Source organism: Bacillus sp. Leaf49 (assembly GCF_001426125.1).
GTDB classification, from domain to species: domain Bacteria; phylum Bacillota; class Bacilli; order Bacillales; family Bacillaceae; genus Bacillus; species Bacillus altitudinis.
Map to the genome: position 1 here is coordinate 157,017 of NZ_LMRK01000023.1, position 13,357 is coordinate 170,373.

The window sequence follows — 13,357 nt, forward strand, 5'->3', positions numbered from 1 at the left end:
TGCGCTTACTTTGGCTATAATGAAGGAAGAGAATGATCAAAAGCCGTTTTTCACGGCTTTTTATATTGTTCTTCTCTAGCAGCACTTCCCTACAGGAGGACGAATAAATGAATGTAATTAAAATTTCGCCGCGTGGCTATTGCTATGGCGTTGTAGATGCAATGGTCATTGCTAAAAATGCCGCACTTGATAAAAACTTGCCACGCCCAATTTATATATTAGGTATGATTGTGCACAACAAACATGTCACAGATGCCTTCGAAGAAGATGGAATTTACACACTGGACGGACCAAACCGTCTGGATATTTTAAAACAGGTTGAAAGTGGCACAGTGATTTTCACCGCTCACGGCGTATCTCCTGAAGTCCGTCAAATTGCAGAAGAAAAGGGCCTTGTCGCCATTGATGCGACCTGTCCAGATGTCACGAAAACACATGAACTCATTTCAGAAAAAACAGCTGATGGATATGACATTATTTATATCGGGAAAAAGGGTCACCCTGAGCCAGAAGGAGCCGTCGGTGTTGCACCTGACAAAGTGCACCTTGTCGAAACAGAAGCTGATATTAAAGCGCTCAATTTAACGTCGGATAAACTGCTCATCACCAATCAGACGACAATGTCTCAGTGGGATGTTCATGATCTGATGGAGCTCATTAAAGAAAAATATCCTCACGTCGAGTACCATCAAGAAATCTGCCTTGCGACACAGGTACGTCAGGAAGCTGTGTCACAGCAAGCAGGCCAAGCCGATCTGACCATTGTGGTCGGCGATCCAAAAAGCAATAACTCAAATCGTCTGGCGCAAGTGTCAATGGAGATTGCAGGAACGCAGGCTTACCGAATTGGTGATCTCAGTGAGTTAAAGCTTGAATGGCTCCAAGGGGTAAAAACAGTTGCCGTTACTGCAGGTGCTTCCACACCAACACCTATTACAAAAGAAGTCATTCGTTTCTTAGAAAACTACGAACCTGATGATGAATCGACATGGAAAATTGAACGGACGGTTCCTCTTTCTAAGATATTACCTCGCGTGAAAACAAAGAAATAAAAAAACGTCAGAGCTGCTATGCTCTGACGTTTTTGCTTACACAAATTGAAACGGGTTTGTGTTTGATTCTGATACAAAGAACTGCACATCATATTTTTTATCTGTACATAGCGATTCTAGTTTTGTCTTCACGCCTTCTTTCATGATCTTTTCTGCGTAATGACCCGGGTCCACTACATTCAGTCCGAGCATCATGGCATCGTGAGCGACATGGAAATAAAGGTCGCCAGTCACGTACACATCTGCCCCCATTCTTTTCGCTTGATGGATATATTTATTTCCGTCTCCTCCAAGCACAGCTACTTTTTTCACGACCGCTTCCTGATCTCCTACAAAACGCGCTCCATTCACATCTAACTTCGTTTTCACAAATTGAGTGAAGTCTTTAAGTGTCATAGGTTCTTTTAATTCTCCAATACGGCCAAGGCCTTTTTGAATAGGAGGAAGATCTGTCGTGTGTACACTGTAAGCCACTTCTTCATAAGGGTGTGCTTTGATCATTTCACGAATCACTTGTTTTTCAATACTTGCTGGGAAAATGGTTTCGATTCGTACTTCTTTCACAAATTCCAATTTACCCGTCTCACCAATAAATGGCACAGCTTCTTCTGATGGCAGAAAACTGCCTGTCCCTTCATTTGAAAAAGCGCAATGACTGTAGTTGCCAATATGGCCAGCTCCCGCATTTCCTAAAGCCGTCCTGATGGCCTCTTCAAATTCCACTGGAACATACAAGGCTAGCTGCTTAATTGGATCTTCGTATGTTGGAACTAGCACTTTTGTTTCCCCGAGCTCTAAAGCCTCTGCAAGCAAGTCATTGACTCCTCCATCAGCCACATCCAGGTTTGTATGTGCTACATACACCGCAATATCATGTTTGATGCATTTCTCAATGATCCGTCCTGCCGGCTGATCTGTCGCCACATGTTTTAATGGACGGAAAATTGGCGGATGGTGGGCAATAATGAGATCCACCTTCCGCTCAATTGCCTCATCTACCACATTTTCTAATACATCTAAGGTGATCATGACATTGGTCACTTTTTTATTGAGCGTTCCAATCTGGAGCCCAATTTTATCACCTTCCACTGCATATGCCTTTGGTGAGAATTGCTCAAATAATTGGATGATTTCATGCCCGTTCACTGTTTTAGCCAACAATCAAAACCTCCTTTAGAATTTTTATTTTCGCATTCAGCTCTTTGAGACGTTCTTTGTTCTCTTCCGTCTGCGCTGCTTGTTGAATCTGGCCTTCTATATGCTCCATGTGCTGAAGCTCATTCATCCATTTGCGCCGGAAGACATCATTTTGCTCTTTGGCAAGAAACGGACCAACGAGCATGCCTGTTTCAATCGACATGCCTTCATAAGCTTTATCTTTGTCTCCTGTTTCGGCAATGATGATTTCGTATATCTTACCATCCTCTTCTAAAATCACTTCATCCAACAGTTCATACCCCTCTTGATAGAGCCATAAACGAATATGGTGGGCATGAATATTAGGCTGAAGAATAAGCCGCTCCTGCCCTGTGAGCTTGTGTTTACCTTCATTTAGAATGCTTGCAATGAGTGCCCCGCCCATTCCTGCAATCGTGACAGCATTCACCTCGCCTTTTTCAATCACTTCAAGGCCATTGCCTTTTCTGACTGAAATCTGCTCATCTAATTCAAGCCTATGTACTTGCTGCTTCGCAGATTGAAGCGGTCCATCAGTAATTTCACCAGCAATGGCTTTCAATGCTTTATGATGTAATATCGCATAACATGGCAAATAGGCATGATCTGAGCCAATATCAGCAAAGACCGCCTCTTTTGGTAAAAAGTCTGCGACTCTTTTTAATCGTTTTGACAAATTCATTTCATTCATCCATATCACTACTTTTCTTTAATGTTCATACTTGTCTATCTTATATAAATTATGGACTTTTTAAAAGTCGTTTTCAAATGAAAAAAGCTCTTCTGATGAAAAAGAGCTTTTTGCGCTTTATTATTTAATTTTGGATACCCATTCTGACATTTCATCGAGCTTTTCATTCGGAATTAGCCCGCCCGGCATCCCATTTCCGCCCTCTTGAATTTTCTTCTTGATGTCTGCCACTTCAAGCTTGTCGCCAACACCTTTTAATGCAGGACCAGCGCCACCTTCGTAGTTTTCCCCATGACAGCTAATACAGTTCTGCTTATACAATTCTTCCGGCGTCGCATTTGCGGTCTCTTCTTGCTTTTGCTCTTTGCCCCCAGAGGCAATTTTGTCTTCATCTTTCAACCCCTTCATTGATAAGAAAAAAGTGAGTCCAATACCTAAAATGGCAATCAATAGGAATGGTATAAGTGGATTCCGTTTCATTTCTTTCATCCTCCCCTTTGTGAAAAACCCCTTTGAGACTATGCAAACAATTCTAATTCTACTTTAATTTTACAAAAAGTAAACGAATTATGATACAAAACTTTGGTCAAGTTCACAGATTAGACAAAAATGATTCAAAATGAGAAAAGAAGCCTTCAGCACATTTAGATGTATTTTTTATACATCTTTTCTCTAAGAACGTTGCAAATTCATTTGTTATTCAGTAAAATATAATCAGATCAAAAAAGCGTTTTCATTTTGATGAAGAAAGAACGGATCTCTCTCAAGATCCGTCCGGTTTCTATTCTAAGAAGTCTTTTAATCGTTTACTTCTGCTTGGGTGTCTTAATTTACGAAGAGCTTTCGCTTCAATTTGGCGAATACGCTCTCTTGTTACGCCAAACACCTTTCCTACCTCTTCTAATGTGCGTGTTCTTCCGTCATCTAGTCCGAAACGCAGTCTCAGCACATTTTCTTCACGGTCCGTTAGCGTATCTAATACATCTTCAAGCTGCTCTTTTAAGAGCTCATAGGCAGCATGGTCTGATGGAGAAGTCGCCTCTTGGTCTTCGATAAAATCACCAAGATGCGAGTCATCTTCCTCACCAATAGGTGTTTCTAAAGATACTGGCTCTTGCGCAATTTTAAGAATTTCTCTTACTTTCTCTGGTGTTAAATCCATGTCTTCCGCAATTTCTTCTGGCGTTGGTTCTCTACCTAGATCTTGTAGAAGCTGTCTTTGAACACGGATTAATTTATTAATGGTTTCCACCATATGAACCGGGATCCGGATTGTTCTTGCCTGATCGGCAATCGCACGTGTGATCGCCTGTCTAATCCACCAAGTCGCATATGTTGAGAATTTGTATCCTTTGCGGTAATCAAACTTCTCAACCGCCTTCATGAGCCCCATGTTTCCTTCTTGAATCAAGTCAAGGAACAGCATACCACGACCAACATAACGTTTCGCAATGCTGACAACGAGACGAAGGTTCGCTTCCGCTAATCTTCTTTTTGATTCCTCATCGCCTTCTTCAATCTTTTGAGCATACGTAATCTCTTCTTTAGCAGATAGCAAATTGACGCGCCCGATCTCTTTTAAGTACATACGAACAGGATCATTAATTTTGACACCTGGTGGTACGCTTAAATCATTCAGGTCAAATTCCTCTTCTGCCTTAGCCAGCTGCTGAACATTTGGGTCTTCAGTCTCTTCATTTTCACTGATGAGTTCTACACCCTGTTCGCCTAAGTATTCATAGTATTCATCCATCTGGTCTGATTCAATTTCAAAGCTAGACATACGCTCTGCAATTTCTTCGTATGTTAAAACGCCCCGTTTTTTACCCGTTTCAGTGAGCTTATCTCTCACCTGTTCAAAGGTTAATTCAGTTTCAGTTTCGTGGGCTTGTTTATCAGCCATTATGGATCCCTCCTTCCAAAGCTTGCAACGAATTCTAAAGTAACTTGCGATTTGCTTCTGCTCTGCCTTTCTCTCTCTATCAAACAGAATGAGCAAATAGGAATAAAATAAATAATGATGAAGGCAAGATGCTTGCGGCTTATGCTCCTCCCATTAAAGGATTCATTGCCAGCCGTAAGTCTTGTCATAAATAGTAGACGTATTACTTCAGCGAACGGTTCAACTGAATAATTTCTTTTGCAAGTGTTGCCGCTTTGAAGAAATCTTTTTGCCTCTCCGCCTCTGCACGTTCTAGTTCTTTTTCCTTTATCATTGACAAATTCCGATGATTCAACACTTTTTTTACATAATCACTTAATTCAGCTTCACTTAGTTCGTCTCCAACTTGAATCATGAATATATCCGTCAGGAGCTGATTAATCACATCATCTTCTATACGGTTCATCAGATGCTGCGGGGTCGGCTCCTTGCCTTCTTCATACAATGCATAAATGTATGTTGCCAGCGCTCTGTGCGAATCTATATTAAATTCAAACCCTATCCTATCAAGCACTTTTCGGATCACGTCATCATTTTTCAACATATGTGCAAGGAGCATTCGCTCTGCGTTTTCATATGCCGGCCTTAGACGTTTTCGTCTTACCTGTGTTGACAGATGTGCACGCCGCTTTTCAAGTCCATTTTCTTCTTGCGAGCTCTTGGTCTCTTGTCTCTGCTGCTTTTCAAAAAGCTCCAATTGCTCCTTTAATGAGTCAAGTGAAATGGAGAACTCCCCAGCCAGCTGCTTCATGTAAATCTCTTGTTCCAAGGAACCGTTTAATCGGCTAATTTCTCGGAGAACCTGCTTCATGTAAGTCAGGCGGTCTCCTTCGTCAGACAAATTCTTTCCTCTTCGGAAAAAATTCATCTTAAATGTCATTAATGTCACACTTGCATCTATGATGTCATTCCTAAATTTCTCGCCGCCATATTTACGAATGTAATCATCTGGATCAAGTCCATCTGGTATCATGGCAACGCGAACTTTACATCCTCTTTTTCCAAGCAAATCTGATGCTTTCATGGTCGCTTCATACCCGGCCGTGTCAGAGTCATAACATAAAATGATCTCTTCAACGTTCCGCCTAAGAAGCTTTACGTGCTCTTCTGTTAAAGACGTACCCATTGTTGCAACACTTTCGCCAACACCACTTGTGACAGCCGAGATGACGTCAGCAAATCCTTCGAAAAGGACTGCACGTTCGCGTTTTCTAATATGCATACGCGCGTCATGAAAGTGATAAAGCAGCTTACTTTTATGAAAAAGTGGCGTTTCAGGACTATTCATATACTTTGGCTGCTGATCACCAAGTGATCTTCCAGAAAAAGCGACGACCGTCCCGTGATGATCATGAATTGGAAACATGACACGATCTCTAAAGCGGTCAAAAAAACCTGTGCCGTTTTCTCGTTGAATCAAAAGACCAGCCTTCTCCATCATCGCAGGATCAAACCCTCGTTTTTCTAAAAACTTGGTCACGAAATCCCACGAGTCGAGAGCATACCCGATCTCAAACTTGGCAATTGTTTCATCCGTAAAGCCCCTGGACCTTAAATAATCGAGTGCGTTTTGACCTTCCTTTGTATTTACCAGCAAATGGTGGTAAAATTTCTTAAGAAGCTCATGCGCCTCAATCATTTTATGATCTGCTGTATCCTCTTGCTGTGAGGAACTGATCTGCGCATTCGCTACATGATCCGGCAAATCAATATGGTACTTATCAGCAACATGTGAAACGGCTTCAATAAATGAGTAGCCTTCCATTTGTCTGAGGAACGAAAATACATTGCCTCCTGCACCACAGCCAAAACAATGGAAGATTTGCTTATCTGCTGAAACAGAGAATGAAGGAGTATTTTCACCATGGAATGGACAAAGACCGAAGTAATTCCGACCTTGTTTTCTAAGCTGTACGTATTCTCCAATCACTTCGACAATGTCTGCGTTTTTTTGGATTTGCTCCAAAAGTTCATCTGGTATACGTTTGCTCATCCTAATAACACTCCGTCGTACATTATTCGCCTTTTAATTTAAAAATCCTTCATGATTCGACAGGATTTTTTGTAGTTGGGCAATAAATCGCTTTTTATCCTCTTCTAAAAGCTTTTTGGGACCTTTTCCGTATACACCTTTTCTTCGCTGTTTACTGGAAACATGCCTGCGTTCCAAATCAAAATCAATTGTTTCGTTTGTGTACATTCGTCCTCTTTCAGACAGAACAATGACTTGTCTTGGAAGCAGTAAGGAGGCCAGACCAATATCCTGGGTGACAACAATATCGTGCTTGACAGCTAAGTTCGCAATGACTAAATCTGCTGCTTCCTTATGTGTATCAACAAACCGCCAATCTTCAAGTGGTGATCGTTTGGTTTGAAAATGCTCATATGAAGCAATGAAAGTCACAGGTACTTGAAATTGAGATGCGACAGAAAGGATTTCGTCTTTTACAGGACAAGCATCTGCATCGACATAAATCGTCCTTTCTTTTTTACGTTCATTCAGGTGACTAATTCTCCATCCCTCCACCTTATTCCTGCTTTAGAGAAGCAAAAAGACCATACTTTTCCCCCATAAAGCAATCAACAGTAAAACTCATTTTGTCGAAAAGTTATGTTCAGAATCACTTGACTTCTGCCAATATTAGTTTATTCGTTCTTGACTTAACTTAAACCTAAAATCAATCATTTTATCACAATTTTTTATTATAATACAAATGCAGCAAATATGCCATTGTTTTTGTTTACCCGTTTCCCACCATAGGAAAAACCCAGGAGGAGCATCCTGAGTTTATTCGGAACCTCTTTTGGTCAGCATTTGATGAATGACATTTGCTGTCTCCTCAACTGCTTTATTCGATACATCAACAACTTGACAGTTAATGCGGTCAACCACTTTTTCAAAATATTCTAGTTCCTCTTTAATCCGCTCGATATTCGCATAAATGGCACGGTCATTTAAACCGAGTGATTTTAAACGTTCTTTACGGATATGATTTAGTTTATCTGGACTAATTTTCAGGCCGATGCATTTTTTGGGATCAACTGAGAATAACTCCTCTGGCGGATCAACTTCAGGAACAATCGGAACGTTTGCTACCTTCAAGCGTTTATGTGCTAAGTATTGAGAAAGTGGTGTCTTAGACGTACGCGATACACCAATCAGCACAATATCAGCCTTTAGAATACCTCTTGGGTCCCGGCCATCATCATATTTCACAGCGAATTCAATGGCTTCTACCTTTTTAAAATAGTCCTCATCTAATTGACGTACACGACCTGGCTCATGTTTCGCTTCATTTCCATATGCCGTCTCCATTTTATCAATAAGTGGACCGATAATGTCATAGTACACGACGCCATTCGCTTCTGCTTCTTCTATTAAGAATTGGCGCATTTCTGGCACAACAAGAGTAAAGCAAACGATCCCATTATCTGCTTTCGCCAATGAAATCACTTCTTTAATCGTACCGACATCCTCTACATATGGGATTCTTCTAATATTTGAATGGTCGGATGAGCCGCCATCAAATTGGCTAAGTGCCGCTTTGACCACGAGCTCTGCCGTTTCTCCTACTGAATCTGATACAACAAAAATTACGCGATTACTCATAACATCCCCTCGCAGTCTTCTGTAATTAGATAATTTCGTTCTCTGATAAGCTAACAAGTATTTTCGTCATGTTTGTTTTCGTAATTCTGCCGACCACTTCAAAGCCTTTATCCGTATCTTTTATAACAGGAAGTGCATCTATTTGCTTTTCAATCAAGTGCTTGGCCACATCCATAATAAAATCTTCTTTGCGGCAAACGGTAATGTTCGGCATTCTTGTCATAATAATATGGACAGGTATAGATGGAAGCTCTTGTTTCCCAATACTTGCTCGAAGGAGGTCTTTTCTTGATAACACGCCTGTTAAAATAGAGTGATCGTCCACAACGAATAATGTGCCCACATCCTCTAAAAACATCGTACAAATCGCATCATAAACCGAAACATTCTCGTGTATCACGACCGGAATGGACTGAAAATCTTTCACTTGAAGTTTTTTCAGCTTATCTGCCAGAAGCTGCGTGCCTGTTTTGCCTGTAAAAAAGTAGCCGACCCTTGGTCTTGCTTCTAAAAAGCCAGACATCGTTAAAATGGCTAAATCCGGCCTGAGGGTAGCCCTTGTTAAGTTCAGCCGATCGGCGATATGCTCTCCAGTGATCGGACCATTCTCTTTGACAATCTGTAAAATCTGCTCTTGCCGTTTATTTAACTCGATTGTACTCACCACCTTTAAATAGAGAGAGCGAATCCTTACTTTATGTATATCAATTTCATAACTCATCATATTATAGCGCATCTTCGTCCGAATGAAACAAAAATCCACTCAAAAACCGTGAATTAAATGAGTAAAAAACGATTGCCCTTCGAAAAAGGCAACCGTTCTTAGGTATTTATTTTACAATTAAATTGTTCATATTCGCAAATGATTGAATGACTTTTGCAAGTTTGACCATTTGTGCCAAACGATTTTGTTTCAGTTTTTCATCATCGGCATGAACCATGGTATGGTCGAAATAATGAACAATTGGTGCTTTTAATGTATCTAGCGCTTCAAGTGCTGATTGGTACTGACCTTTTGCCATATACTCGTTGACGGCTTTTTCCGCTTGCTGATACGCTTCAAATAGCTTTTGTTCGTGTTCATTTTCAAACAGTTCAGGCTGAATCTGTGCGTCTTCCCCTTTTTTACTGATTGAAATGACGCGGCCTAGTGCCTCAGCCGTTTCTTTGAAACTCTCCTGTTTCACGCTCTCTTCAAGAACAGCCGCTTTTTTCACAACCGCATATGGTTCAATATTTTCAACATCAAGGACTGCTTCCACCACGTCATGACGGATATGTTCTGCTTGGAGAACATATTTCAAACGGTGTGTTAAAAATTCAATGAGAACAGCTTCATGTTTTGCATCTACTTGAGCTAGTGCTAAAAGCTCTTTAAATGAAAGATTCCATTGGCGGTCGAGCAGGATTTGAACGATACCGCTCGCTTGTCTTCTTAATCCATAAGGATCTTGAGAGCCCGTTGGAATGACATCAATTGAGAAGAATGAACAAATAGAATCTAGCTTATCCGCCACTGCAACAATCGCCCCAATAAGTGTTGACGGCGCATCGTCACCGGCAAAACGCGGCATATAGTGCTCGTTGATACTCTTTGCCACTTCTTCATGCTCGCCAAGTGCTCTAGCATATTTTTCACCCATGATTCCTTGCAGTTCTGGGAATTCATAGACCATCTGAGTCACAAGGTCAAACTTAGAGATACTAGCTGCTCTTGCAGCGCGTTTAGACGTTTCTTCATCTGCACCCACATGACTAGCAAGGCGGACAGCAATGTCTGTTACTCTTTTCAGCTTGTCGCCAATCGTGCCAAGTTTCTCATGGAATACGACTTTATCAAGTTTTTGAATGTTGTCTTCAATGACGAGTTTTTCGTCTTCTTTATAGAAAAATGCCGCATCTGATAAACGTGCACGAAGGACCTTTTCGTTCCCTCTTGCCACATTTTCAAGTGCCTCACTGTTCCCGTTTCTGACCGTAATAAAATGCGGCAGTAATTCCCCTTGTTCATTTTTCACTGGGAAATAACGCTGATGCTCTTTCATTGTCGTGACAAGCACTTCTTCTGGCAGCGCAAGAAATTCTTCTTCAAAAGAACCAAATAGAACGGTTGGATATTCAACGAGATCGTTCACTTCTTCTAGAAGCTCAGGATCAACTGGAATGACCCAGCCTTTTTCGGAAGAAAGGGCATGTAATTGCTCAGTAATTAATTGTTTTCTTTTATCTGAATCAACAATGACAAATTGATCTCTTAATGTTTGCTCATAAGAAGCTGGTGTGTCAATGCTGGCTGTCGTCCCTAGGAAACGATGTCCTCTAGTCTCCCGTCCACTTTTCACTCCTGCAATTTCGACAGGAATGATCTCTTGACCAAATAAACAAATAATCCATTTAATTGGACGGATATAGCGTAAATCCTCGCTTCCCCATCTCATGTTCTTTGGAAAACTCAATGAAGCGGCAATGTCCCCTAATGCTGGAAGAAGGTCTTTGACTTGTTTTCCTTCTTGAAACTTTTGGACATGGACATAATCCACACCTTTGATGTCTTTGAAATACAGATCATCAGTTGAAGCACCTTGTCCGCGGGCAAAACCTTCGGCAGCTTTTGTCCAATTGCCTTCAGCATCTTGAGCAATCTTTTTAGCCGGTCCTTTTGCTTCTTCTTTGATGTCCTCTTGTTTTTCTGCAACACCTTTGACGAGTACAGCTAGACGTCTTGGTGAATTAAATAAAGCAACGTCTTCGAATGAAATATTTTGCGCTACGAACCAAGCTTTTACTTTGTCACCCAGCTGCTTTGTGCTTTCTGGCATGAAACGAGCCGGCATCTCTTCTAAGCCGATTTCAAGTAATACATCTTGTTTATTCATGAGAAGCCGCCTCCTCTTTTAGCATAGGGAATCCTAGTTTTTCTCGTTCTTCGTAATATGTTTTGGCTACTTTTCTCGCTAACTGACGTACTCTTCCGATATAGCCTGTTCGCTCAGTCACAGAAATCGCGCCTTTGGCATCAAGCAGGTTAAATGTGTGAGAACATTTGAGTACATAATCATATGCCGGGTGAACAAGCCCTTTGTCCATTTGGCTATGTGCTTCTTTTTCATATGTTGTAAATAAATCGAACAGCATATCCGTATTAGATGTTTCAAACGTATACACAGAATGCTCGTATTCAGCCATTAAGAATAAATCTCTTACAGTAAAGCCATCTGTCCATTCAAGGTCAAATACATTTTCTTTGTCCTGGATGTAAGAAGCAAGACGCTCAATTCCGTATGTGATTTCAACAGAAACTGGCTTACATTCTAAACCGCCGACTTGCTGGAAATACGTAAATTGCGTAATTTCCATTCCATCAAGCCAAACTTCCCAGCCAAGTCCTGCGCAGCCAAGAGATGGGTTTTCCCAGTTGTCTTCAACAAAACGAATATCATGTTTCAGCGGGTCAATGCCAAGCGCCTTCAATGATTCTAGATACAGTTCTTGAATATTGTCAGGTGATGGCTTAATGATCACTTGAAATTGATGATGCTGATACAATCTGTTTGGGTTTTCTCCATATCTGCCGTCAGCCGGGCGTCTTGAAGGTTCTACATAGGCTACCTTCCATGGCTCTGGTCCAATGCTTCTGAGGAACGTGTATGGACTCATCGTTCCAGCACCTTTTTCTGTGTCATATGCCTGCATTAATACGCAGCCTTCATTTGACCAATGCTTTTGCAGTGTCAAAATCATGTCTTGAATATTCAATGATCGCACCTCCATCTTTTTTACACCATCCGCTATGTATGGCGGTGGGGCCTAGAACCTCTTTGCAAAACACAAAAACTCCCGTCTCTATGCTCACAAGGTTCCTTGCAAACATAGGGACGAGAGTTTTTCCCGCGGTTCCACCCTATTTGCTGGTGTCGTAGCACCCAGCCGCTTTGTTTTACGTTGCTCAAGAATGCCTTTCGTTACGTGTCCATCCTTAGCTCACACCGCCCTAAGGTCGCTTTTATGGCTGATACGTAAGTACTTCTTTCTGTCAATGCAACATATTTGATCTTAGATGATCTTACAAAAAGTCACGAGAGATGTCAACTTTTGTTTTCACCGTCCATTAGCTTTTTCATGGATTCCATTTGATTCATGAATTTTTTTGATTTTAAATAAAGACCTGAATACTCTTCATAATAATGATCGAGCACTTGACGAATTTCTTGTTTCGTTTGTGGTTTCACGTCAACCTGACCAAGCCTTGATAAATCAAAATAATGAAACAAACGGAGCAGTCTTGCTGCTGCTGGGGATAAGGGCAGTTTATATGGATCTTTAGAAAAGCATTGCCTACAGATGAATCCGTTATCTCTAATTGAGAAATGGAACTGCCCTTCTTTTTGACCGCAGTGTACACATTGGTCCAGTTCAGGCTTCAACCCCATCACTGACAGCATTTTAACCTCTACGATAAATAAAATAATATCAGCATCTGTGCCTTCATTGAGATGGCGTAAAGATTGAAGAAGAAGTTCAAACAAGTAAGGGTTTGGCTTCTTTTCTTCTGTTCCTTTATCAAGTAATTCTGTCATATATGCGGCATATGCGGTCAGAAATAAATCTTCCCGAATGGTTCGCATGCTTTCCATCATTTCACCTTGCTGGAGCGTTCCAAGTCCTGTTGATGATTGGATCAGGAAGGTTCCGTATAAAAACGGCTGGCTTATGGCTGACAGGCGGCTGTTCGATTTCTTAGCGCCTCTTGCCATCACACCAATTTTCCCATGTTCTCTAGTGAGCAGCGTGACAATTTTGTTTGTTTCGCCATAATCTGTTGTTCTAAGGACGATTCCTTCACTTTTAATGAGCATTTGTCTACACTCCGAGCGTTGGAGGGGGTC

At 41.3% G+C, this 13,357-nt stretch carries 12 protein-coding genes; 1 reads left to right on the forward strand and 11 read right to left on the reverse strand.

The window, feature by feature from the left end:
- Positions 1-107 precede the first annotated feature (107 nt).
- Positions 108-1,052, forward strand: a complete 945-nt coding sequence (locus tag ASG46_RS16900) for a 4-hydroxy-3-methylbut-2-enyl diphosphate reductase (RefSeq protein WP_056705272.1) — start codon at positions 108-110, stop codon at positions 1,050-1,052.
- Between the two features lie 36 nt (positions 1,053-1,088).
- Here the strand turns inward: ASG46_RS16900 and ASG46_RS16905 are convergent, their stop codons facing one another.
- From ASG46_RS16905 to recO, 11 genes are all read right to left on the reverse strand, one after another.
- Positions 1,089-2,210, reverse strand: coding sequence for a Nif3-like dinuclear metal center hexameric protein (locus tag ASG46_RS16905; protein WP_048001530.1), 1,122 nt, complete (start codon positions 2,208-2,210; stop codon positions 1,089-1,091).
- The gene (locus ASG46_RS16910; RefSeq protein ID WP_056705273.1) at positions 2,203-2,919 is read right to left on the reverse strand and encodes a tRNA (adenine(22)-N(1))-methyltransferase; all 717 of its coding nucleotides are present in this window, start codon (positions 2,917-2,919) and stop codon (positions 2,203-2,205) included. The genes ASG46_RS16905 and ASG46_RS16910 overlap by 8 nt, the downstream gene beginning before the upstream one ends.
- Before the next feature lie 120 nt (positions 2,920-3,039).
- Positions 3,040-3,399 carry a cytochrome c550 gene (gene cccA / locus ASG46_RS16915; protein WP_008342390.1) on the reverse strand — a complete coding sequence of 120 codons (360 nt, stop codon included), beginning with the start codon at positions 3,397-3,399 and terminating at the stop codon, positions 3,040-3,042.
- Between the two features lie 301 nt (positions 3,400-3,700).
- The gene (gene rpoD / locus ASG46_RS16920; protein WP_008342392.1) at positions 3,701-4,822 is read right to left on the reverse strand and encodes an RNA polymerase sigma factor RpoD; all 1,122 of its coding nucleotides are present in this window, start codon (positions 4,820-4,822) and stop codon (positions 3,701-3,703) included.
- A 202-nt stretch (positions 4,823-5,024) separates the two neighbouring features.
- A complete protein-coding gene (gene dnaG / locus ASG46_RS16925) occupies positions 5,025-6,854 on the reverse strand; it encodes a DNA primase (protein WP_045034384.1) in 1,830 nt (609 codons plus the stop codon).
- A gap of 33 nt (positions 6,855-6,887) precedes the next feature.
- Positions 6,888-7,388, reverse strand: coding sequence for a YaiI/YqxD family protein (locus ASG46_RS16930; protein WP_008342395.1), 501 nt, complete (start codon positions 7,386-7,388; stop codon positions 6,888-6,890).
- Positions 7,389-7,649: 261 nt separating this feature from the next.
- Positions 7,650-8,471, reverse strand: coding sequence for a pyruvate, water dikinase regulatory protein (locus ASG46_RS16935; protein ID WP_008342399.1), 822 nt, complete (start codon positions 8,469-8,471; stop codon positions 7,650-7,652).
- A gap of 25 nt (positions 8,472-8,496) precedes the next feature.
- Positions 8,497-9,135, reverse strand: coding sequence for a helix-turn-helix transcriptional regulator (locus ASG46_RS16940; protein ID WP_024423017.1), 639 nt, complete (start codon positions 9,133-9,135; stop codon positions 8,497-8,499).
- A gap of 166 nt (positions 9,136-9,301) precedes the next feature.
- Positions 9,302-11,347, reverse strand: a complete 2,046-nt coding sequence (gene glyS, locus ASG46_RS16945; protein WP_045034385.1) for a glycine--tRNA ligase subunit beta — start codon at positions 11,345-11,347, stop codon at positions 9,302-9,304.
- Positions 11,340-12,227 (reverse strand): glycine--tRNA ligase subunit alpha, encoded by an 888-nt coding sequence (gene glyQ, locus ASG46_RS16950; protein WP_003217487.1) that lies wholly within the window; start codon positions 12,225-12,227, stop codon positions 11,340-11,342. Before glyQ ends, glyS begins: the two co-directional genes overlap by 8 nt.
- Positions 12,228-12,556: 329 nt before the next feature.
- On the reverse strand, positions 12,557-13,327 hold the full coding sequence (gene recO, locus ASG46_RS16955) for a DNA repair protein RecO (protein ID WP_007501304.1): 771 nt from the start codon (positions 13,325-13,327) through the stop codon (positions 12,557-12,559).
- Positions 13,328-13,357 lie beyond the last annotated feature (30 nt).

Bases quoted from the DNA above. Each gene is read 5' to 3' on its own strand.
- ASG46_RS16935 (WP_008342399.1), bottom strand. From the start codon at position 8,471: ATGAGTAATCGCGTAATTTTTGTTGTATCAGATTCAGTAGGAGAAACG.
- glyS (WP_045034385.1), bottom strand. From the start codon at position 11,347: ATGAATAAACAAGATGTATTACTTGAAATCGGCTTAGAAGAGATGCCG.
- ASG46_RS16900 (WP_056705272.1), top strand. From the start codon at position 108: ATGAATGTAATTAAAATTTCGCCGCGTGGCTATTGCTATGGCGTTGTA.
- ASG46_RS16910 (WP_056705273.1), bottom strand. From the start codon at position 2,919: ATGAATGAAATGAATTTGTCAAAACGATTAAAAAGAGTCGCAGACTTT.
- recO (WP_007501304.1), bottom strand. From the start codon at position 13,327: ATGCTCATTAAAAGTGAAGGAATCGTCCTTAGAACAACAGATTATGGC.
- dnaG (WP_045034384.1), bottom strand. From the start codon at position 6,854: ATGAGCAAACGTATACCAGATGAACTTTTGGAGCAAATCCAAAAAAAC.
- cccA (WP_008342390.1), bottom strand. From the start codon at position 3,399: ATGAAACGGAATCCACTTATACCATTCCTATTGATTGCCATTTTAGGT.
- rpoD (WP_008342392.1), bottom strand. From the start codon at position 4,822: ATGGCTGATAAACAAGCCCACGAAACTGAAACTGAATTAACCTTTGAA.